Origin of the sequence: Faecalibacterium sp. IP-3-29 (assembly GCF_023347335.1) — a bacterium.
Lineage (GTDB): Bacteria > Bacillota > Clostridia > Oscillospirales > Ruminococcaceae > Faecalibacterium > Faecalibacterium duncaniae.
Genome location: NZ_CP094471.1, coordinates 445,921 through 467,202, shown reverse-complemented (window position 1 = coordinate 467,202; position 21,282 = coordinate 445,921). Strand labels below are relative to the sequence as shown.

Here is a 21,282-nt window from a genome sequence, read left to right as displayed (position 1 = left end):
TCTGCGCTGAAATCAGTTGTCTCCTTTGCGAACTGCAGAAGGCGAGAGCTGATACTTCCGCCGGAATGCCTTATAGAATGTATTCGCTGTGGAGAAGCCGCACTGTTCTGCAATATCCGTAATATTCAGATCTGTCGTTCTCAGCAGCTGCATCGCATGATCCAGACGCAATTCTTCCACATACTCTGTATAGCTCTTTCCGGTTTGCTCCTTCAGGAATTGCGAAAGATACTTTTTCGAGATCTTGAACTGCTCTGCCGTCATCGCCGCATTGATCTCCGGATTCTGGAAATTCTGTGCCAGCCAGTCCAGAATATTCTTTTGAAGCGCATCATTGTGGCTATGCTTCAAGAATTGCACATGGCTGCAGATCTCCACACAGCAGTCCTGCAGCCGGCTCAGCATCTGGCGGGCAGTCAGTTTTGAGTCATAACTGCACAGATAGGCGATATCCGGACAGCGTACCCTTTCTGCCGTGTTCAGCAGAATGCCGCCTGCCGTGTAAAAATCCTGCTTAAAGTTTTCCGGGTCCAGATTATCCACCGAGAACAGTTCACTCAGAAGCGAAACCGCCTCTTCCGTACATCCGGAAAGCAGATACTCCCGAAGCCGCGCTGCATTGGTTGCATTGACCGTGGTACCGCGCTGCGCACTGCTGTTCCCCAAATAGCAGATCTTCTGTGTCGGATCTGCATAGGCCGCTACGTTGCGGGCCTTCCAGTAAATATCTGACAACTGCTCCATTTTCTCAAAAGGATCGCTCAATATCAGGGGGGTCGTCAAATGCAGCGCATCATACAGCCGCTCTGTGCGGAAACACATCTCCCGCAGTTCCTCTGCTTCATCCGTTTCCTGCGTCAGGATCACCAGGATCAGGTCATCTGCCGTTGCCTGTACATAAAATCTCTGCCCGTAAATTTGACGGATCTGCTCTGACACCACCACAGTACGCAGCTCTTCTTTCAGTGAGCACTCGGCGTTTTCCTGAAGAGATGGGATCAGCAGCAGGAAGTTATAGGCTTTCAGCTGCACCGCATCCGTCAGCTGCTGAAGGGTTTCCTGACTTACAGATCCTGTACGCAGCAAAATTTCCATTTTGCCATGTTCCAGCTCGCTGCGTGAATGCTCCAGTTCCTGTGCCAGTTTATGCTGACTGTTCACATTTCGGAGAAAGATCTCATTCAGCACTTTCCGCGATGCCAGATCCGACTCGTCCAGCGTATCCAGCATCGGACGCAGGCTGTTCATGTCCTCCAGTGTCATGCAGACGCTGATCAATACACAGCCCAGAACGCCCACGATCAGATACAGACAAATTGCACGCTGTACCGCCAACAGACCCGCTTCATAGAGCGACGGCGGCATTCCAATGACCGCCGTTGCATTCAGAGATGCCACATATCGCGTTGCCATCAGATAGCGTTTTCCCTGATAGGTCTCCCAACCCGTATCATCACTCGCCAGGGAAAGTGTCGTTCCGTCATAGTTATTTCCCGCCAGGATCGTTCCGTCATCGGAAATCAGGCAAAAAAGGCCTTCCTTGCGCCATTGCTGCTGCGAAAGAAACATCGAAACGACATCTTTTTCCTTGATCAGCACCGTCATTGCGCCGCAAAGGCGGCCCGCCGTGTTCACATAGGGCTGATATACTGTGACATACGAATTGCCATAGCTGGAATGCATCAGTTTGACAACATGGGCGGGCTTTATCGTCGTTACATCGATCTGATTCTGTGCATCCCATTCATCCTGAGACACATCCTCATACTCAAGTGCTCCCGGGTAAAAATTGCTATGGCTTTCATACGCGCTCCGGTCATCCAATATGATGCCATTCCGCTCAAATGTAATATAGCTGTATGTGATCACAGAGGAATCGTAGGTCTTATCCTGTAACGATTTGCTGGCTCTCGTCAGTGTCTGATAATCTCCCAGAATACTGTTATCATAACTGCTGACAAGCAGAGTATACTCCGTTTCGCTGAACAATTTGTTCGTTGTACTGCGGATGTTGCTCAGGCATCGCTCCAACTGGGTGGTGCCGATTGCCAGCATTTCCATCGCGCTGGAGGACTGCGCCTGGATCGTCTGGCGGATCATCAGGCTATACAGAGGAAACACGACCAGGAAGAACCCAACCGGAATACAAAGATACCTTAAAAGCCTTCGGATCCAGTTTCTAACAAACAGTCTCTTACGCATCTGCAAAACTCCAAGCAATGATGATTTCTATGGAACTGTTGGCTGCACCTGTAAGGCGTTTATGGAGCTGGTGCATACAGCACAGATCCTCCCTCCGCGATTTCGCAGCATCTTTTTAATTATTTTACCACAGAAGGATTTTTTCCTCAACATTTTTATTGATTTGTAACAAAAATCCACTTTATCACCATGATTTTCAATGCTTGAAAATCTCTATCAGATGGTCAATCACTTTGCTCCGCAAACCGTGTTGTCGTTCAAAGCCACCACCCGGGGCCTGATTGTCTGAGGGAACTCGAATCCCTGGCCCTCTGATTAAAAAGCTTACTTTGATGGACTTTTGTGCTCCGAGCTGTTACGAAACACACGATTTTACGGCATTTTTTGCGTTACTCCGCCCTGTAGCAGCCCCTCATGCATTTTCGAGTTGTCGCATTTTGTCGCACTTTTTTGCGGAACTATAATCGGGACTTTTTTTCATTAGCCATGATAAACGAGAGTTCAGGATCCATAATTTCGGATAGATGGAAACTGCACGGTTTGCTGCAACAGGAAGAATGATCTCGGGTGGCTTCCCTGCCCCGTTTCCGGATGCTGCGCCCATTGAAATTTCGCCGGAGTGAGTTTGAAGGTGGGTACGGGGAGAGGTCAGAAATATCATTCGATATGGAACAGTTTTCCATAGTAGGTTACACTATTTTTTGAGCAGTTCCGCCCAGATATGGATATTTCAGTTTTGCGAGGATTTCATCTGCACTCAAGCCTTTGGCCAGCAGATTCTTCAGCTCCTTGATCTAGCGACTGTCTTGGCAGTACCCTTCTTCCTGTTGCTTTGTCAGTATGCATTGAAGTCGGTCTTACTTCCTTTAGCTCCAGTTGTAGGATTATACCTCCAAGTCTATGTAATCTGTGGAAAAAGATAGCCACGCTCTTCATCCAGTAACATAATGCTTATCCCGCCAGCATCGGCGCAACAACAGCTTTGATTTGCTCTACAGTATAGGCACTATCTCATTGTTCAATCAACTATATTCTTCACAGCTTAGGCATATTGCTGTGTTACCTACCACTTACTGCGTAGATTCGGCCATATAGTTCTTTGCGTCCTTCAAAAAGCTAACTGTAATCATTACTATAACAACACCAATCGGGAATGCCGCCACGATGCTTACCGATTGCAGGTTGTTCATGGAACTTTCGGCAAACAGCAATGCAATGGGCAACAGAATCAGCAGGATGCACCACATCAACTGGATGCCCTTATTGGGCTGTTCATCATCCTTGAGGGTGTGGTAGCTGTAGCAGGATGCCGTCAGTGCGATAGAATCAAAGGATGTTGCGTAGAAGGCGATCATCGTAATCAGAACAGCCACCATAACGACCGGTGCACCCGGCATAGTTTTGATCATATCCACGATCATACCGTACATATCGCCGCTGTCCAGATACTTGGCGATAAAATCCGCCTTGTCAGTCATCTGCAGTCCCATGGAGTAGTTACCCAGCACAATGAAGCTGGTCAGTGTAGAGCCCACGCCAAACACATAGCCGCCCAGAATCGTCTGGCGTACCGTTCTGCCACGGGAAATGCTGCCAATGAAGAACGGCGCAGCCACACACCAAACCATCCAGTAGGCCCAGTAATAAATGGTCCAGTTTTGGGGGAAGTTGGAGGTACGCAGCGGGTCGGTAAAGGTGGAAAGGTCGATGAAATTCTGCATCATCCGTCCCAGCGAGGAAAAACCTGTTTCGATAATATACCGGGTCTCGCCGCCAAACAGGAGGACAAAGGCAAGCAACCCAAAGAAAAGATAGATGCAGACATTGGCCAATTTGCTGATACCCTTGAAGCCATGCAGCAAAGAGTAAGTATACACGGTGCAAGTGATCAACAGGATGATAATATTGATGACCGTGCGACTCACAGCAACATGGAATAGCTCTCCGATGATGGTTGCCATCAGCGGTGTTGCTACGCTGAAAGTAGTGGCTGTACCCGCCAGCAAAGCGAACACCGCCAGCAGGTCAATGATGCGACCTGCCCAGCCATCGGTGTGCTTGCCCAGAATCGGGCGGCAGGCTTCCGAGTATTTCTGGCGGGTTCTCTTTCTCACGTGCAGCATAAAGCCGAATGCTACCGCCAGCACCAGATAGAAGCCCCACGGGATAAAGCTCCAATGGAACAAGGGATATACCCCTGCCCAGTCCTGAATGCTGCCCATCTCTGCCAGATGGGGGTCGGTTGCATACAGCACCCATTCCGAAAAAGAGTAAAACAGGATATCCGCAGCAAGACCGCAAGTAAACATCATGGAGCCCCATGCAAAGAAGGAATACTGAGGCTTTTCGTTGGGTTCACCCAGAACAATGTCCCCATACTTCGAACACGCAATGTACAGTGACAGGATGAAAATACCCAGTCCGATCACCAGATAATAGGTACCAAAGGTATCTCCGAAAAAGAACCGGATCTGGCTCAGCACGGCATTGGACTGTTCCGGTGCAAAGAAGAACAGAATACACAGGGCAATGATAATGGTCAGTGGGAGCAGCGTTATCATCCAATCAATTTTCCCACGCTCTCTATTTTTGTTCATTCATGCTTCCCCCTCGTATTTTTTGTAGCTGGAATCCAAGGCAAGCAACTCACTAAAGTTGTCCACCTCGATAATATCGTCCTTATTCATCGGACGAACTCCCAGCCGATATTCTTCCGGATAGCAGAACAGTGCCACATCATCCCAGTAAATCTGACGATTCTGCTTCTGCTCAAACTCAACTTCCAGATGATGCTTTAGTCTTTTTCCATCCTCAGCCGTCCAGCGAGAAATACTATACAACTGCCAGCCACCTTTGCCGCCTGTACGACTGCAGGAGGTGACGATGCCATCTTCTACGGTTTGCAGCCACTCATCCGTTTCCTCATCCGTCCATACGCTGTTATAACCGGAGCGTTCAAACTCCGGAGCCAGAATATCTGGGTTATAGATAATTTGATCTCCGTCCAGAATGATTGCATTCTCGATGTGATCTCTTGCTACATACAGGGATGCGATATTATTGCAGGTATCATAGTAGGGGTTTTCAATCAGTCGAACGCCGGGATACTCTGTCACCAGCGGAGCGAACTGTTCTTTCAGATAGCCCACCACGATGTATATCTCCGAAATGCCGTTTTTGTGCAGCCCCTCAATTACCGTATCGATCATCCGCTTGCCATTTACTTTGACCAGCGGCTTCGGTGTTGTCAGCGTGACCGGGTGCATCCGGTTTCCCAGCCCTGCCGCCATAATAATGGCTCTTTCTACTTTAGGCATTTTCCCGCACTCCACCTTCCTCTAATTTCTTCAGCTCGTCCTGAACGATTCTGTAGTAGTCTTTTGCGTAGCGATACTGCCGCAGGGAATACTCGCCAAATTCCACGCCCAGATTCCGCTTATACTCACACCAGTTGCTCCACAGCAGTCCACAGGCAGCGATGTAGCAGTAAATCTTGATCCGTGTCGCATCATCGCAACCGTCTGTAAAATATGCTGCAATCAAGCGATCCACCTGACGCTTATTGTAAAGTGAGTAAATACAGAACATTGCGATATCCACATGAGGGTCCTGCATACCTGCATACTCCCAGTCAATCAGACGAATCTCCTCTTTTCCATTTTTCTGGACAAACAGGAAGTTATCCGGTACTGCGTCAATATGCGTCAAAATCTTTTCGCCTGCGTGTGCATCAATATAAGGCTTCAAAGACCAGACATTCGCCTTAGTTTTCTCATAGTCCTTGTAAACAGAAGGAGTGCCATCCCACAATGTTTCGTAGAACTCCATCTGTCCGAAAATATCAAACTCATGCGCAACTTTCAGCTTCATCGCATGGAAGTCACGCAGACGGCTCATGCACTTCTTGACCTCTTCACAATCGGTAGGGTCGCATACATGGGCACCCTCCAGAAACTCTGTGATCTTATAGCCATTCTCCGGGTTAATATAGGCGATATCATCACAGATGTTTTTATCAGCAATGGCATGATATACCGATGCTTCCTGACGGCGATTGATAAGTTGATCTGTGCCCTCTCCCGGAATACGCATAATGTACTTCTTGCCCTTACAGGTAAACAGGAAGGACCGATTGGTCATGCCTTTTTTCAGGACTGTAATATCCGTGATATCCTCCGGTTTCGCAGACAATGCCTCACAAATTAGATGGATGGCATCCGTTTTTAGTTGGTTGGAGTCGCTGTCGATTTCTCGGAGCTGCTCATAGGTATTGATCTCCACAACATCAGCTGAATGCACCACTCGGGCTGCGACGATCATGCGATCCTTCTTATAGAGTGCTTCTTCCCAAAACGAACCATCATACTGCGGCTTCTTGCAAAGTTCCTCTATACGATTGGAAACTGTATCAGCGTCCTCTTTTATAAGGTAGCTGATTCCGACCATCGCATTGCCGCCAGCGTTTTCTGGTACAGTTACCAGTTCCATCTTGCGGTTTACACGAACATTGCTTTCATTCTCCACAAGATCGCTGACCATATACCAAGAGTACAGTTCATGGCGGTGGAACGGATTGCGGTCACACCAGATGTCGCAAGGAACAATGTATGCATTCTCCAAATGCTCTTTTACCAGTTTTAGCGAATGCAGATTATTCTTGGAGGCATAGTCCGGGTTGACCACCAGTTCCACGCCGTATTCATCCATCAGGTATTCATATTTTTCCTTCATGAAACCCACAACAACGTAAATTTCCTGAATTCCCACTTCGTGAAGCTGCTTAATGATTCGTTCAATCAAAGGCTCCCCATTGACTTCCAACAGGCCTTTGGGCATCTCTGTGTTGATGGGGACCATCCGCATACCAAAACCGGCTGCCAGAATAATTGCTCGTTTGGGAGTCTTATTCTTGTACTCCGACACAGCCTTGGCTGTGGGGCTGATTGCTTCGTTCAGATACCCTGCCTTAATGAGTTCCTTGAGGGAACGGTTTACTACTCCCAAGGAATGACCCGAAACCTCCGCTAAAACACGCTGATTGATAAACGGCTCAAGTAGCAGAGCGTTCAGAATATCGCTTTCTTGTTTATTCATGTACACTCCTCCATTGCGTTTAGTGAACACAAAACCAAGAAACATCCTTCTCGCAAACAGAATGCCTTCAAGATGCTCTTTTGATTATGTCGTACTACATCAATCAATTCGGTACCCCTCCAAATGGTGTGAGTACCGCCTATCTTTTTCGGGCGGCAACTTCATATAATCACCATATGAGGATTTAAGAACTTTATCGTAGTCTTTCGGTGCAAAAAACAGTTTTCCTTCAAACTCAAGTTCTATTATATGTTCAAACCATTCGGTTTTAAAAAAATGCGAATCCCATGGAATTCCAATATAAGCTGTTTTAATCTTGTCGAATTCGATATACCTCTGATGCATTTTACGAAGAATCCGCTCTGAACTAAACAGCCTTGAGAATACAAAAGCCAATTTCTTCAATATCTCTTGTTTGTAGTTTTCACTTTTTCCGGGCGTCAATTCGGCCGAATGCTGAACAATCCTTTCCCAGAACAATTCTTCACGACAGTATCTTTCCCTTTCTTTCTTTTCTTCTGGAAGATAATCAAGTGGAAATATATCCACAAAAGCGCCATAACCCTTTAACCCCCTGTATCTTCCTTCTTTTACAATTGTTTTCGAATCACATACTTTTGCGCAGTAGTAAAATGTATCATTTCGATTACTGATATCAATATAATTCAGCTCTAACTCTGGATGCTCAATAATGTAACTTCCTAATTTATAATAATCCTCTCTTGGCATCACAATATCGATGTCATCGTCCCAAGGAATAAAACCCTTGTGACGCACTGCGCCAAGAAGTGTACCATAGCAGATCATATATGTATATCCGTTTTCACGACAAACATAATCGATTTTTTCAAGAACATTTAGCACGCATGCTTTATATTCTTCAACTGTCAATTTTCTCACGTTTAAATCTCCTTGTATTATCTCTAATAAATTTACTTTACAAGTTAATTTGCGGATGATCCGCTGTTTTTGAATTTAATTTTCTTAAAGTACTTGAAATTATTAATTAAAAAAGCAATCGATGCTATAAAGGAAACAGCATACACATATAGATTCATCGAAACCAATATAGCTTGTATAAATACTATAAAGCAATTGATGATATAATTAGTCCAATCAATTTCAATATGCAGATACCGTCTCACGTCAAATATCCTATATATTGCAATAAAAAAATATGCTACTACTGTTCCTATAACAGCACCCCATATTCCAACTACTGGAATCAGCATAAAATTAATTATAATATTAACAACTGCTGAAAATACCGTTGATAGCATGTTATTAACGGTTTTTTTGAGTGCCCCATATAAAGAACCATAAAAAGATGAAATAGAACTAAATACTGCGCTAACGAGAAGCAATGGGACATATCTCCAAGCATCTCGAAAATCCACCCCAACATAAAAGGACATAAAAACCTTTATAATTGAGATATAGATAATACACGCAGCACATACAACGAACAAATACATTCTTTGTACTGTACTGTAAAATGTACTATCATTTGAATCTTCATATTCCGTGATAGAAGATATCCCCCATGCTTGCGAAAAAATCGATATAACAACATTAATTAGAGCGGGTATTTTTGCAGCGACAGTATATAATCCAAGCATCGCTGGCCCCAATATATACTCGATCATAACCTTATCAGAAGACTGTATTACCCACCACGAGATGTTATTTAAAATAAGTGGTGTAGAATACCAAAGCATCTCCTTTAAGAGCTTAGAATCATGCTCAGATCTTTTGAGCTCACTTGCGTACTTTCCAAATATAAACACAAGCAAATCAGTGAGACACAGTGCCAAAATATTCGCTAACAGGTATCCTCGTACTCCAATATGTTTAATTGCTAAAAGAAGTACATTCAAAGATGCCATACAAGCAGTCTTTAAGACACTTAACACCGCATAAAGTCTATTTTTTCCACAAGCCTTCAAGTAGTTAAATTGAATCGAGTCGACAATACTAATCACAGCATATACGCTCAAATACCATTTCCATTGTGTCAAGGGCTTGTATAGGCCTACAACTGGACCTAGTGCAATAGCAACCAGGATGTCTACTCCAATAATATAGTAGCCCACCCGAAGGACATCCTCTCTTTTAAAGTCCTTTGACAGGCCATATCGAATAATTGCATCATGGATTACTACCGACATGATTGGTGTAAGAAATTGTGCTACAGTAAATACTAAATCTGCTGTTCCATATTCCTCTGTTGTTAAATAGTTCGTATACAGAGGAACCATAAAGAAAAGAATTATCTTTGATCCAAAGCTTCCGAGTGAAAAGATCAAAGTATCTTTCATCAGGCTCAAATACTTTTTTTTCAAATTACATATTCCTCCGCATTCTTTTCTCTCTGCTCAATCTCAGGCTAAGATGCAGAAAACTTCATTTTTCCTGAATTTCAACATTCTTTTGCAATTGGAAAAGCTCTAAGTCTCAACGAATCTTAATATCAAAATAAAAGTGCCGATACCGCCAAAATCGTTGTTGAGTTATATCTAAAGAGGAGTCTCGACAATACGTAACTTCCTCCACATTTTATCAGAAACACCACTCAAACGGATATGTTGTCTGCCATTCTGGAGTCCGATAGATTGTGATAATGACTCCATACAGCGCAAACAGAATCAATGCTGCAACTGTTACGATCTTTCTATTTTTTCCACGTTTCAGCTTTGAAGCTTGTTCCGAAAATTCCGCCACAGCATAAACAGAAAATATCCCTGAAAATCGCGTTAAAATTGTTGCCTGATTCGCCGCAATCAAAATTACAATATTTACAAGTGCCATGCGATATAGCGACAACTCAACTACGCTCTGCCCTGCTTCCCATTTTTGATTTTTGATCCATCGTGGAACCATCAACATCAGTGCGTAGACAATAATTTTCAGAACAATTGCCAGTCGTGCCTGTCCGTCCATATACGCACCTGCCACGTAATATTGGTATTTAGGAAATATCCTCAATAGAAAGTTTATCATCGGCCACATCAGCAGAACAATTCCAACAGCACAAACTGCCATCAGTCTTTCAAACTTCCACTTCTTTTTCAACGAGTTCACTCGATGCTCTTCAAACCACCAAAGCATCGGCCATGTCAACAAAAAAACATATGCTACAGCATGGAATTGCGCTGCCAGAATCACAAGAACAACAAAGCGAAGCAATTTCTTTTCAATCAGCACATCATATGCAAAGAACAATATTGCCATCGCAAGTGCCTGCCGCTGTATGCTCATCCAGCCATCAATTTCCAGCATCTCAACGATTAGACAGACAAATAATCCCGGTGCTTTACACCACTTATTTAGCCACCGAGCGAGAGACAGATATACAATAGCTCCTTCTGCAATTAGAACACATTGTCGACTTGAAAACAACCTTGTCAGGACATATGTAAATAGCATATATCCCTTCTCGAAGCGGCCATTCGACAGAGCTTGCTTCAATGTCATATTACATACAGCATCAAATAACTCTGTATATGCCTGCGTATCATTACCAATGCTTTCGCTATGAAACATTGTCATTAACGCCAACGGAAGCAACGCCCAAAAGAGGTAAATTATCTTCTTTTTCTGATTCATTGGCCAAAATGCTTTCATAGCATAAGCTATCAAAACTTCATAGCCCACTAAGCCGAGAAATTCTACTGTTGCAAGCACACTTTCCTCCATAATTAACCATTTATCCACCAACAATAGACTTGTTCTAACCGATTTCCGCACCCTATATTAGAGAAGTTGCTTAATTTTAGGCGATCGGCATATTGCTCCCTCTTTACATTTTTTCGTAACGCTATTTCAAGCCGACTTGCCCAAGCCTCCGGCGTATCGTTCAAACTCACATAATCAACAAGATCTGTATATACCATCTCACGCGTAACTGTATCAGATACTATCATCGACAATCCCATCGCCTGTGCTTCAACGCCTGTTACTGGAAGTCCTTCAAAAAAGCTGGGTAGAAAAAATGCATCCATGCCCTGATACAATTCCACCGTATCGTTCCGGCTTCCCAGAAGCTTTATATATTTTGTAAGCTTTTTCTCTTCTATATAAGTTTTCACCCGTTCCTCAAGTGGCCCATTTCCAACCCACCAGTATTCTACACTCGGAACATTTTTTAATAAGCATTTAAAAACGTCAATTGCAAAAAATGGATTTTTTTGCTCTGCCAATCGTCCTACCGTTCCTACTACAAACTTGTCTGTAGCATTCATCTTTTGCCGCACAGATTTACGCATCGTTGGATCAAAGCGGTATTTTTCTGTTTGAATCACATTCGGAATCACCGTAAACCCTTGATCTTCGAACATTGCACGGCCTGCCAGCTGTGAACATGCCGCATAATTTGTCGCCAGCGAACGCAGCACTGGAAGAAAAAACCGATTTCGGAACGCTTTAGCAGGTGTCTCTCCCATTTTTGAATTATGGCTGTGCAAAATCCGTACCGGAACACCTGCCTTTTTTGCGCACCACATCATTGGAATAGAAATATGCAAGGTATTATCATGGACAATATCATACTGACCCTCTGACAAAATTTTATTACAGACTTTAACATGCTCAGGAAGGTTTTTTATGCCCGGCAGAAAAAACATTTTTCCACCTGCAGCCTCTACCTCAGCATAATAAACAGAGTCGCCCTCTTTGTAAGATGCAATATCCACCTGCACCTCATCATGATTGAGATTACGCAGGTAATTCATCACAAAGCTTGCCACACCGTTTGCAACAAAAAGATTAGGAACAAGCATTAACACTTTTATTTTTTTCATACAATTCTCTTATATCTGTAAGAACGAGTCATCCACATTCATGTCAACTTTTCTCATAATCAGATATTTGCTTTCTCTCGCTCTCTGCAAATTATCTTCTGTTAAAATATCCGGACTGTTCGCACCTTTTTGAAAATGTAAATATGTCAAATAATCCGTATTTTCATCTGCATAAGGCGATATCATCACCAATGTTTGAAAGAATGATTCATCCGGACAGGTTGCATTCTCATAGAATTTGTAATACTCCGGATGAGTAGTAATGTACTGCATAATCCAATCAATTGTTTCTCTCTTTAATGCCCACCATGAACTTCCAAAATAGAATTCTATCCCTAGCTGTTTTCTCTCGAAAATTTTCCACGTCTGATTGTATCCTCCGGTGAATTCAACCCACCCCCTCTTGATGATCTTTTGCCACGGTTTTCTGCCAATAAGTTTAATTGGAAAATAGATTTGATTCCGTTTATCCAAATTGTTTTGTTGATGACTTCCATGGTTTTTACTATTCCAATACTGAACAAAATTCGTGCCATTGTGTTCTTCAAAAAACTTTACAATTTTATCTGCTGAACGAAGCGGCCAATCTTGTCCACTAATCAACCAATAGTAATCATAGCCCCCCCTTATACCAGCAACAGCTGTATTCAAAAGATTTAGCGTTGCCGTAACCTGCGAAATCTGTGCCCATTCCACCGAAACACGCTGTTCATCCGGAAGCACAAACACATTTTCCCTATGAATAATTTTATCTGTAAAGTCAGCCTTTTTATCAATATGAAGATAGCAATCAATATCCGGATGATTTAAACGTTCAAGCAATAAATTGATTTGTTTTGGATTTTTATGACATTGAATCAAGATTGCAATTTTCATTATATCCTCATTTCTTTTTTGAATCCCTGATGTTTCTATATTTAAGGAATCCATTCACCATATACCAGCACTCATAATAAGCGGCCTCTATCGGGTTCAATCCGATATACCGATATGTATTCCAATTCATCTTTGCAGCCTTGAACTTGTTGCCCGACTTCGATGACTTTGCAATTCTATAAATGAGTAGCGGCTCATCTACGCCATAGGCCTTTCGTCCATCCTTCAGGATGCTGAGCCAAATTGCAAAGTCTTCATGCATTCCATCGCCTACCGCATAGTACTTTGTATATAGCTCTTTACGGACAAGCGCAGAGGAATTGGACAACACATTCTGTTTCAACAGCTGCCGGTAGGTAACTTCTGCAGGAGCAGCTAGATACCAGTCGATTGGCTTGCCATCTGCATCCATAAAAGCGGAACCTGTGAACAGCAGATCAGCATTCGTTTTTTCTTGAAGAGCAATCTGCTTTTCAAGCTTTTCCGGTTTCCATGCATCATCACTGTCCAAAATAGCAATCCACTCACCTCTGGTTTCTTCCAATCCATGTTTCCGGGTGTAAGAAACGCCGCTGTTCTTTTTATTTGAAATCAATCGAACCCGATTGTCTTTTTTCGCAACCGCTTCAACCAGTGCTGCAGTTTTATCTGTCGAGCAGTCATTAACAACAAGCAGCTCAAAGTTGGGATAGGTCTGGTTCAACACAGAATTTATTGCCTGTTCAATCGTTTTTTCGGCATTGTAGGCCGCCATAATAATACTTATCAGCCCAAAATCCACCTGCATCACTTCGTCTCCTGTCCCATCGCCGTAGTCTGCCCCTCTGCCACGCCTTCCGTGCTCTCCGGCATAAACAGGATCTTGATGGTAGCCAGCATAATCTTCAGATCTTCCACAATGCTGGGATGCGCAATATACATCAGATCCATCTGCAGCTTATCGTAGGGGGTGGTGTTGTATTTGCCGTACACCTGCGCGTAACCGGTCAAGCCGGCCTTGGCCTGCAGGCGGAGCGCAAACTCTGGCATCTCCTCACAGTACTGGGCTGCGATCTCCGGACGCTCCGGGCGGGGGCCGACGATGGACAAGTCACCCTTTAGGATATTCAGCAACTGAGGAAGTTCATCCAAACGGCAGGCACGGATAATATGGCCCACCTTGGTAATACGGTCATCTTTATCACCGGTGGAAAGACGCGCCACACCATCTTTTTCGGCATCCACACGCATCGAGCGGAACTTCAGAATCTCAAACTGCTTACCATCTTTGGTCAGACGAACCTGCTTATAGAACGCGGGGCCACCATCGGATTTCACCGCAATGGCTGTAATCAGGAGGAGCGGGCTAAGAACGATCAGTGCAATCAGGGAGATCACAATATCCATTGCCCGTTTCACAAACAGATACTCCGGGCTTGCCATATAGCGCCCCACCCGCAGAACCGGCAGATGGAACATGTGCATCGGCTGTGAACCGCTCATGATCACATCGCCCACACGAGGGATCACAAACACATTGATGCCCTGTCCCACACAGTATTTCAGGATGATATTGCGCTCATGGCTGTGAACACCGCTGATGAACACGCTCTGCATTCCATCCAGCAGGCTCAGATCATTCAGGCACTCTTCAACGTTCAATGTCATCTTGACATCGTACTTTTTCGAGAGGCCGTATTCATTGATGAGCTTTTCCAGTCCATGCCGGACATCGTAGACCACTGCGGTGGGTTGAGGCGGAAAAGTCCGGAAATACCAGGTATGGGCGCATCTTGCCCACAGGGTTGCCATCACGACCTGTCCTGCAATCGCCGCGATGCCCGGCAGAATATTGCAGAGCCGTCGAGACATCAGGCAGATCACGATATACAGGATGCCGTCTGTCGCCATTGCCGCCAGCACTTGCCCATAAATCAACTCCGAAATACGCTGCAAAGACATCCAGAACGCATCGTAGACTTTTCCCAGCAGGAAGAACAACACCGCAAACAGACCGATCATAGCCCAGTTGCCCTTCCAACCAAACTTTGCATAGACCTGATACGAATAATACAGCTCCCAACAAAGTGCAAACGGAATCGTGATCATAATCAGATCAATCACTTTCACGAACTTTAGCATTACATCGTGCTGAAATTTTGACATAGTACCCCAATAACTCCTTCAATTGTTTTCTTTGGTTCTCATCAGCCTTCCTGATGCTGCCGTGGGTCAAGCTTTTTCCACTGCATTTCAACAGCATCCAACAAAGCCTCATACTCCTCCTATCGCAATCAAGGAGTATCCTCCATTTGAATCATGGAAGATACCTCTTATTTTTCGCCTTGTACCAATTCTCGCCTTATTTTATCATGAATTTACCAGCACTTCAATAGAAATACCTTGTATCATTCCAAATTGACGGAGAAAAAACAACATTCTAATGCGATTTCATCCGATTTTAGACAAGAAATGCAATTTATGGAAATTGCGGAAGCGTTTCTTTGCTCACAAGGAGTCAAACAAGGGTCAAGTAAAGGGAGGCATTCAGATGGCAAAACGAGGAGAAAATATCCATAAGCGAAAGGACGGCCGCTGGGAGGGGCGTTATATCAAAGGGCGCACCGCCGAAGGAAAACCCGTATGGGGGTACCTGTATGGATATGCGTACAGCGAAGTCCGGGAAGAACTGATCAAGCAGAAAGCTCTGTCCGGATTCTATCAGCTCTCCGGGAAGTCGATGCATTTTTCAGAACTGGCAGCGCTTTGGCTTACGGCTATCAGGCAGAGTGTCAAAGAATCCACATATGTTCATTATCAGTACACTCTGCACAAATATTTTCTTCCTGTTTTAGGCAGTCTGCCGGTCTCAAGTATGACGGATTCTTTGCTGGAACGTCTTTTTCTTCAAATTCTATCGCCCACAGACCGGAGCCACAAGCCACTTGGCGCATCCTCGGCACAGGAATGTCTTGGGATGCTGCGGCGAATCTGCAAGTATGCTGCACATCTGCACCTCATGCCGCCCATCGAGATATGCGTCAAACTGCCACACACACAGAAACCAGAACCACAACCCTTGACCCGGACAGAACAGGATTCTCTCCGGGAATTTCTTTTGTCAGAACCAACCACCCGTAAAATCGGGATGCTTCTGCAAATGGAACTTGGATTGCGAATCGGGGAGGTCTGCGGCCTGCAGTGGGGGGATTTTGATTTTGATGAAGGCACAGTAATAATCCGGCGCACTGTCTGTCGAATCTGTTGTGGGAATGGTCATACAAAAGTTGTGATCCAGACCCCCAAAACACAGCATTCTAACCGTGAACTTCCGCTTCCGAAGCCGTTGCTGAGAACTCTACGCAAGTTGCACAGAAAATACAGCGATACCACATGGTTTCTCTCCGGGAACGAGGAACGGCCTGTAGAACCACGCTGTTACCGCAAGAGCATCCAATGTTACCTGAATCAGGCCAGGATCCGAAAAATTCACCCACATGTTCTGCGTCATACGTTCGCTACGACCTGCCTGCAGGCTGGATGTGATATCAAAACCTTGAGCGAACTGTTAGGCCATTCCAATGCAACGATCACGCTACAGCGATATGTTCACTCTGACTTAGGCCGTAAGAGACAGGAGCTGGAGCGCATTACACGCAGGCTTTATAAAGGGTCGGACAGGAGTTACAGGTTGAAATAAATCACGATGTCGCAGAAAAAATCAGACTATGCCCTCAACGATTCAAATGGAAGATACTCCTTGATTGCGGCAAGAGGAGCATGAGGCTTTGTTGGATGCTGTTGAAATGCAGTGGAAAAAGCTCGACTCATGGCAGCACCAGGATGGCTGAGTGAGAACCAAAGAAAACAATTGAAGGAGTTATTGGGGTATTATGTCAAAATTTCAGCATGATGTGATGTTGAAGATCGTAAAAATCATCGATTTGGTAATGATCACAATTCCGTTTGCACTTTGTTGGGAGCTGTATTATTCGTATCAGGTCTATGCAAAGTTTGGTTGGAAGGGCAACTGGGCCATGATCGGTCTGTTTGCGGTGTTGTTCTTTCTGTTAGGTAAAGTCTACGATGCGTTCTGGATGTCTTTGCAGCGCATCTCAGAGCTGATTTACGGACAGGTACTGGCAGCCATGGCAACCGATGGCATTCTGTACATTGTCATCTGCCTGATGGCCCGGCGGCTCTGCAATCTTCTGCCGGGCATCGCAGCGATTGCCGGACAGATCCTGATGGCCTCAATCTGGGCGAAGTTGGCGCATGGATGGTACTTTAATACATTCCAGGCCCAGCCGACTGCAGTCGTTTATGATGTTCGTCATGGATTGGAAAAGCTCATCAATGAGTACGGTCTTTCAAAAAAATACGATGTCAAGATGACCTTGAACGTTGAGGAATGCCTGAACGACCTGAGCCTGCTGGATGGAATGCAGAGCGTGTTCATCAGCGGTGTCCACAGCCATGAGCGCAATATCATCCTGAAATACTGTGTGGGACAGGGTATCAATGTGTTCGTGATCCCTCGTGTGGGCGATGTGATTATGAGCGGTGCCCAGCCGATGCATATGTTCCATCTGCCTATGCTGCGTGTGGGCCGCTACATGGCAAGCCCGGAGTTCTTGTTTGTCAAGCGTGCCATGGATATTGTGATCTCGCTGGTGGCACTGGTTATCCTGAGTCCGGTGTTTCTGATTACGGCTATTGCAGTCAAATCTGATGGTGGTCCTGCATTTTACAAGCAGGTGCGCCTGACCGAAGACGGCAAGCAGTTCGAGATCCTCAAGTTCCGTTCCATGCGGGTGGATGCAGAAAAAGACGGCGTGGCCCGCCTTTCCACCGGCGATAAGGACGACCGTATCACGAAGGTCGGCCATATTATTCGTGCCTGCCGTTTGGATGAACTTCCCCAGCTTCTGAATATCCTAAAGGGTGACTTGTCCATCGTCGGCCCCCGCCCGGAACGGCCTGAGATTGCTGCCCAGTACTGTGAAGAGATGCCGGAGTTTGCACTGCGGCTTCAGGCCAAGGCTGGCTTGACCGGTTACGCGCAGGTGTACGGCAAGTACAATACGACTCCTTACGATAAACTGCAGATGGATCTGATGTACATCGCCCATCCCAGCTTGATTGAGGATCTAAAAATTATGCTGGCGACCGTGAAGATCTTGTTTATGCCGGAAAGCACGGAAGGTGTGGCAGAGGGTCAGACTACGGCGATGGGGGATACAAACAAATGAAAAAAGTTTTAATTGTAGCCCATTATAGCCGGTTTCTGGTGCAGTTTGAGTTGAACGATGTGAAGTTGCTGCAGGGCATGGGATATGAGGTCCATTATGCAACAAATTTTGAGCATGAAGATATGTATGCGGATGCAGTTCAGGTAATCCGTGAGCATGGTGTCATTCTGCACCAGGTGGATTTTGTCCGTTCTCCTTACAACATTTCAGCAAATATCAAAGCATACAAACAACTAAAGCATCTGATGCAGACCGAGATGTTTGCCGGAGTTCACTGTCATACTCCGATGGCAGGTGCACTGGCGCGTCTGGCTGCTAATGCCGCACACACGGCACCGGTACTCTATACGGCCCATGGCTTCCACTTCTACAAAGGCTGTCCGTTGAAAAACCGGCTGATCTACCAGACCGCTGAGACTTTTTTGGCCCGCTATACCGATGCCCAGATCACCATCAATCAGGAGGATTACGCTGCCGCACAGAAATTCCCCCTGCGTGGCAAGGCGTACTATGTACCCGGAATCGGCGTGGATGTGAAGAAGATCTCTTCCATGCAGGTGGACCGAGCCACAAAGCGGAAAGAACTGGGCATCCCGGAAGATGCGTTTGTGTTTGTGTCCGTTGGGGAGCTGAATGAAAACAAAAATCATAGAACTGTGATTCGGGCTTTTGCAAAGACGGATATGGCAAACAGCTACTACCTCATTTGCGGAGAGGGAGAGCTGAAGCAGGAACATTTGAAACTGACAGAAGAGCTTGGAGTATCGGACAGAGTCCGTTTTCTTGGCTTTCGAACGGATGTCAGCGAAATCTTGCGATCCTGCGACTGTTTCGTTTTTCCGTCCTTCCGGGAAGGGCTGTCTGTCTCCCTGATGGAAGCCATGGCGGCGGGCCTGCCCTGCATTGCAAGCCGCATCCGTGGAAATGTAGACCTGCTGCCAGACAGCCGTTATCTGTTTGAGTCATCGGATGAGGCCGCATTATGTCAGCTGATGTGCGATGTTGTGGATGGCGTTCAGGTCAGGCAGGAGTGTACCCGGAACAAAAAGATATTGGAACAGTACGATGTACGGAACGTCAGTGAGCAGATGAAGAAGATCTATACGGAACTGCTGGGAGACTGAAAGAAAAATGAGGGTTCTTCACTTATTGAAAAGCACAAAATATTCTGGTGCCGAGAATGTAGTGCTTACGATTATGTCGCTCTTCCCGGAAGCAGAGATGATCTATGCCTCTCCGGATGGCCCGATCCGTAAAGTTGTGGAAGCCAGAGGTCTGAAGTTTTATCCGCTGGAAAACACCTCTGTCGGTGCCGTCCGGAGGGCAATCCGGGACTTGAAACCCGACCTGATCCATGCACATGATTTCAGTATGGCGACCTGTGCCGCATGGGCGGCCGGAAAAACTCCGGTGGTGGCACATTTTCATAACAACCCGCTCTGGCTGAAGAAGGTCTGTCCGCAGTCTGTTGCGCTGGCACTGTCACTGCCCCGCATCCGAAATGTAATCAGCGTATCGAATTCCATTGAAGCGGAATACATCTTCCGGGGGCTTCTAAAACAAAAAAACACCGTGGTCGGCAATGTGGTAAACTGTGCCGACGTCCGGCAAAAGGCGCAGGAAACGTGCAATTGTGCACAGGTCGATCTGGTTTTTCTCGGGCGGATGACCGATCCGAAGTGCCCCCTCCTGTTTTGCCAGATTGTGCAGAGGCTCCGGGAGAAGCGGCCACAGATCACCGCACGCATGATCGGTGACGGCGAGCTGATGCCCCAGGTAAATGACTATGTCCGACAAAACGGACTGAAAAGCAATGTTGAACTGGCAGGTTTCCAAAGCAACCCTTACCCCTATCTGAATGCCGGCAAAGTCATGGTCATGCCCTCTGCATGGGAAGGCTTTGGTCTGGCTGCCGTGGAAGGCATGTGCCTTGGCAAGCCTGTTGTGTGCAGCGGTGTCGGCGGGCTGGCAGATATTGTGGACGAAACCTGTGGAGCGGTTTGCAAAACGATCGACGAGTACTGCAGCGCTATCCTGAAACTGCTGCAGGATGAAAATGCTTATTGCCGCTGTTCCGCAAATGCGGTTGGAAAGAGCATGCAATATACGGATATGCAGCGCTATACCGTAGCCATAAAGTCCATTTATGAATCAACTCTGGAGGGAAGCAGAAATGCTTAATTGTTTGATGGTAACGGTGCTGACCCCGACCTATAATCGTGTCAATACATTGCCCAAACTTGTCGACAGCCTTTGCAGACAGACCAGAACGGATTTCCAGTGGCTTGTCATCGATGATGGCAGCACAGATGATACCGAAGCGTATATGGAAACGTTAAAGCAGCAGAATCTTCCGTTTGAGTGGGAATACCACAAAAAGGAAAACGGCGGAAAGCATACCGCTCTGAATGCAGCTCATCCTTATATCAAGGGTGATGTTGTCCTCATTCTGGACAGCGACGACTACCTGACACCGGATGCAGTTGAAACAGTCGAGCGGGAATGGCCCTGTTATCGGAATCGACCCGATCTTTGCGGCATGAGCTATTTCATAGGCAAGGAAGATGGCACACATTTAGGTGTTGCAAACCCAGCAGATTTTTATGTAGCTGACCATCTTCATTACCGGGTAAATCAGGGCATCAGGGGCGATCATTGTGAAATCGTGCGAGCTGACCTATTCAAGAAATATCCATTCCCAGTTTATCCGAACGAGCGCTTTATGGCGGAAAGCTGGCTTTGGAATACGATGGCCCTGAACTACAAGACGGTGTATCGCAATAAAACCATTTACATCTGCGAATATCTGGAAGGCGGACTGACAAAAAGCGGCCGTGCACTGCGAATGAAAAGCCCCCTTGGAATGATGGATGACTGCCGCAGCTACCTGAACGATGAAGTCTGCCTGAAAGTCCGGGTCAAAGAGATGTTGCTCTATTGGGTGTACGCAAGGTGCGCCGGCTATTCGTTTGCAAAAGCACTATCAACAAGCGGCAGACCCGTCGGGATGACTTTAACAGCAATCCCCGGTTGGATGCTGTACTTTTACTGGAAGAAAAAATATTTGAAATAATGAGGGT

General features: G+C 45.8%; 16 protein-coding genes. 5 read left to right on the top strand and 11 right to left on the bottom strand.

What is annotated here, in order from left to right:
* Positions 1-12: 12 nt before the first annotated feature.
* From MTP40_RS02155 to MTP40_RS02105, 11 genes are all read right to left on the bottom strand, one after another.
* On the bottom strand, positions 13-2,121 hold the full coding sequence (locus tag MTP40_RS02155) for an AraC family transcriptional regulator (protein ID WP_249259737.1): 2,109 nt from the start codon (positions 2,119-2,121) through the stop codon (positions 13-15).
* A 1,151-nt stretch (positions 2,122-3,272) separates the two neighbouring features.
* Positions 3,273-4,799, bottom strand: coding sequence for a BCCT family transporter (locus MTP40_RS02150; protein ID WP_249259736.1), 1,527 nt, complete (start codon positions 4,797-4,799; stop codon positions 3,273-3,275).
* The gene (locus MTP40_RS02145) at positions 4,800-5,519 is read right to left on the bottom strand and encodes an NTP transferase domain-containing protein (RefSeq protein ID WP_249257266.1); all 720 of its coding nucleotides are present in this window, start codon (positions 5,517-5,519) and stop codon (positions 4,800-4,802) included.
* Entirely contained in the window at positions 5,512-7,296 is a 1,785-nt protein-coding gene (locus MTP40_RS02140) for an NTP transferase domain-containing protein (protein WP_249259735.1), read from the bottom strand. The genes MTP40_RS02145 and MTP40_RS02140 overlap by 8 nt, the downstream gene beginning before the upstream one ends.
* Positions 7,297-7,395: 99 nt before the next feature.
* On the bottom strand, positions 7,396-8,196 hold the full coding sequence (locus MTP40_RS02135; RefSeq protein WP_156074597.1) for a LicD family protein: 801 nt from the start codon (positions 8,194-8,196) through the stop codon (positions 7,396-7,398).
* A gap of 44 nt (positions 8,197-8,240) precedes the next feature.
* Positions 8,241-9,638, bottom strand: coding sequence for a lipopolysaccharide biosynthesis protein (locus tag MTP40_RS02130; RefSeq protein ID WP_249259734.1), 1,398 nt, complete (start codon positions 9,636-9,638; stop codon positions 8,241-8,243).
* A 217-nt stretch (positions 9,639-9,855) separates the two neighbouring features.
* Positions 9,856-10,980: an EpsG family protein gene (locus MTP40_RS02125; protein ID WP_179860357.1), complete on the bottom strand. Its 1,125-nt coding sequence runs from the start codon at positions 10,978-10,980 to the stop codon at positions 9,856-9,858.
* 14 nt (positions 10,981-10,994) lie between these two features.
* Positions 10,995-12,095, bottom strand: a complete 1,101-nt coding sequence (locus tag MTP40_RS02120) for a glycosyltransferase family 1 protein (protein ID WP_117476384.1) — start codon at positions 12,093-12,095, stop codon at positions 10,995-10,997.
* Between the two features lie 9 nt (positions 12,096-12,104).
* A complete protein-coding gene (locus tag MTP40_RS02115; RefSeq protein WP_249259733.1) occupies positions 12,105-12,971 on the bottom strand; it encodes a beta-1,6-N-acetylglucosaminyltransferase in 867 nt (288 codons plus the stop codon).
* A gap of 7 nt (positions 12,972-12,978) precedes the next feature.
* A complete protein-coding gene (locus tag MTP40_RS02110; RefSeq protein ID WP_207684978.1) occupies positions 12,979-13,758 on the bottom strand; it encodes a glycosyltransferase family 2 protein in 780 nt (259 codons plus the stop codon).
* Positions 13,758-15,116: a sugar transferase gene (locus MTP40_RS02105; protein WP_207684977.1), complete on the bottom strand. Its 1,359-nt coding sequence runs from the start codon at positions 15,114-15,116 to the stop codon at positions 13,758-13,760. Before MTP40_RS02105 ends, MTP40_RS02110 begins: the two co-directional genes overlap by 1 nt.
* A gap of 385 nt (positions 15,117-15,501) precedes the next feature.
* On the opposite strand from MTP40_RS02105, the gene MTP40_RS02100 reads away from it, so the two are divergent.
* From MTP40_RS02100 to MTP40_RS02080, 5 genes are all read left to right on the top strand, one after another.
* The gene (locus MTP40_RS02100) at positions 15,502-16,650 is read left to right on the top strand and encodes a tyrosine-type recombinase/integrase (protein ID WP_207684976.1); all 1,149 of its coding nucleotides are present in this window, start codon (positions 15,502-15,504) and stop codon (positions 16,648-16,650) included.
* Between the two features lie 193 nt (positions 16,651-16,843).
* A complete protein-coding gene (locus MTP40_RS02095; RefSeq protein ID WP_207684975.1) occupies positions 16,844-18,202 on the top strand; it encodes a sugar transferase in 1,359 nt (452 codons plus the stop codon).
* Positions 18,199-19,326 carry a glycosyltransferase gene (locus MTP40_RS02090; protein ID WP_249259732.1) on the top strand — a complete coding sequence of 376 codons (1,128 nt, stop codon included), beginning with the start codon at positions 18,199-18,201 and terminating at the stop codon, positions 19,324-19,326. The genes MTP40_RS02095 and MTP40_RS02090 overlap by 4 nt, the downstream gene beginning before the upstream one ends.
* Positions 19,327-19,333: 7 nt before the next feature.
* Positions 19,334-20,383 (top strand): glycosyltransferase, encoded by a 1,050-nt coding sequence (locus MTP40_RS02085; RefSeq protein ID WP_249259731.1) that lies wholly within the window; start codon positions 19,334-19,336, stop codon positions 20,381-20,383.
* Positions 20,376-21,275: a glycosyltransferase family 2 protein gene (locus MTP40_RS02080; protein WP_249259730.1), complete on the top strand. Its 900-nt coding sequence runs from the start codon at positions 20,376-20,378 to the stop codon at positions 21,273-21,275. The genes MTP40_RS02085 and MTP40_RS02080 overlap by 8 nt, the downstream gene beginning before the upstream one ends.
* Positions 21,276-21,282 lie beyond the last annotated feature (7 nt).

What these genes read in the sequence shown, in the direction of transcription:
- MTP40_RS02150 (WP_249259736.1), bottom strand. Translation starts at nt 4,799, where the DNA reads ATGAACAAAAATAGAGAGCGTGGGAAAATTGATTGGATGATAACGCTG.
- MTP40_RS02145 (WP_249257266.1), bottom strand. Translation starts at nt 5,519, where the DNA reads ATGCCTAAAGTAGAAAGAGCCATTATTATGGCGGCAGGGCTGGGAAAC.
- MTP40_RS02140 (WP_249259735.1), bottom strand. Translation starts at nt 7,296, where the DNA reads ATGAATAAACAAGAAAGCGATATTCTGAACGCTCTGCTACTTGAGCCG.
- MTP40_RS02120 (WP_117476384.1), bottom strand. Translation starts at nt 12,095, where the DNA reads ATGAAAAAAATAAAAGTGTTAATGCTTGTTCCTAATCTTTTTGTTGCA.
- MTP40_RS02115 (WP_249259733.1), bottom strand. Translation starts at nt 12,971, where the DNA reads ATGAAAATTGCAATCTTGATTCAATGTCATAAAAATCCAAAACAAATC.
- MTP40_RS02110 (WP_207684978.1), bottom strand. Translation starts at nt 13,758, where the DNA reads ATGCAGGTGGATTTTGGGCTGATAAGTATTATTATGGCGGCCTACAAT.
- MTP40_RS02105 (WP_207684977.1), bottom strand. Translation starts at nt 15,116, where the DNA reads ATGTCAAAATTTCAGCACGATGTAATGCTAAAGTTCGTGAAAGTGATT.
- MTP40_RS02100 (WP_207684976.1), top strand. Translation starts at nt 15,502, where the DNA reads ATGGCAAAACGAGGAGAAAATATCCATAAGCGAAAGGACGGCCGCTGG.
- MTP40_RS02095 (WP_207684975.1), top strand. Translation starts at nt 16,844, where the DNA reads ATGTCAAAATTTCAGCATGATGTGATGTTGAAGATCGTAAAAATCATC.
- MTP40_RS02090 (WP_249259732.1), top strand. Translation starts at nt 18,199, where the DNA reads ATGAAAAAAGTTTTAATTGTAGCCCATTATAGCCGGTTTCTGGTGCAG.
- MTP40_RS02085 (WP_249259731.1), top strand. Translation starts at nt 19,334, where the DNA reads ATGAGGGTTCTTCACTTATTGAAAAGCACAAAATATTCTGGTGCCGAG.
- MTP40_RS02080 (WP_249259730.1), top strand. Translation starts at nt 20,376, where the DNA reads ATGCTTAATTGTTTGATGGTAACGGTGCTGACCCCGACCTATAATCGT.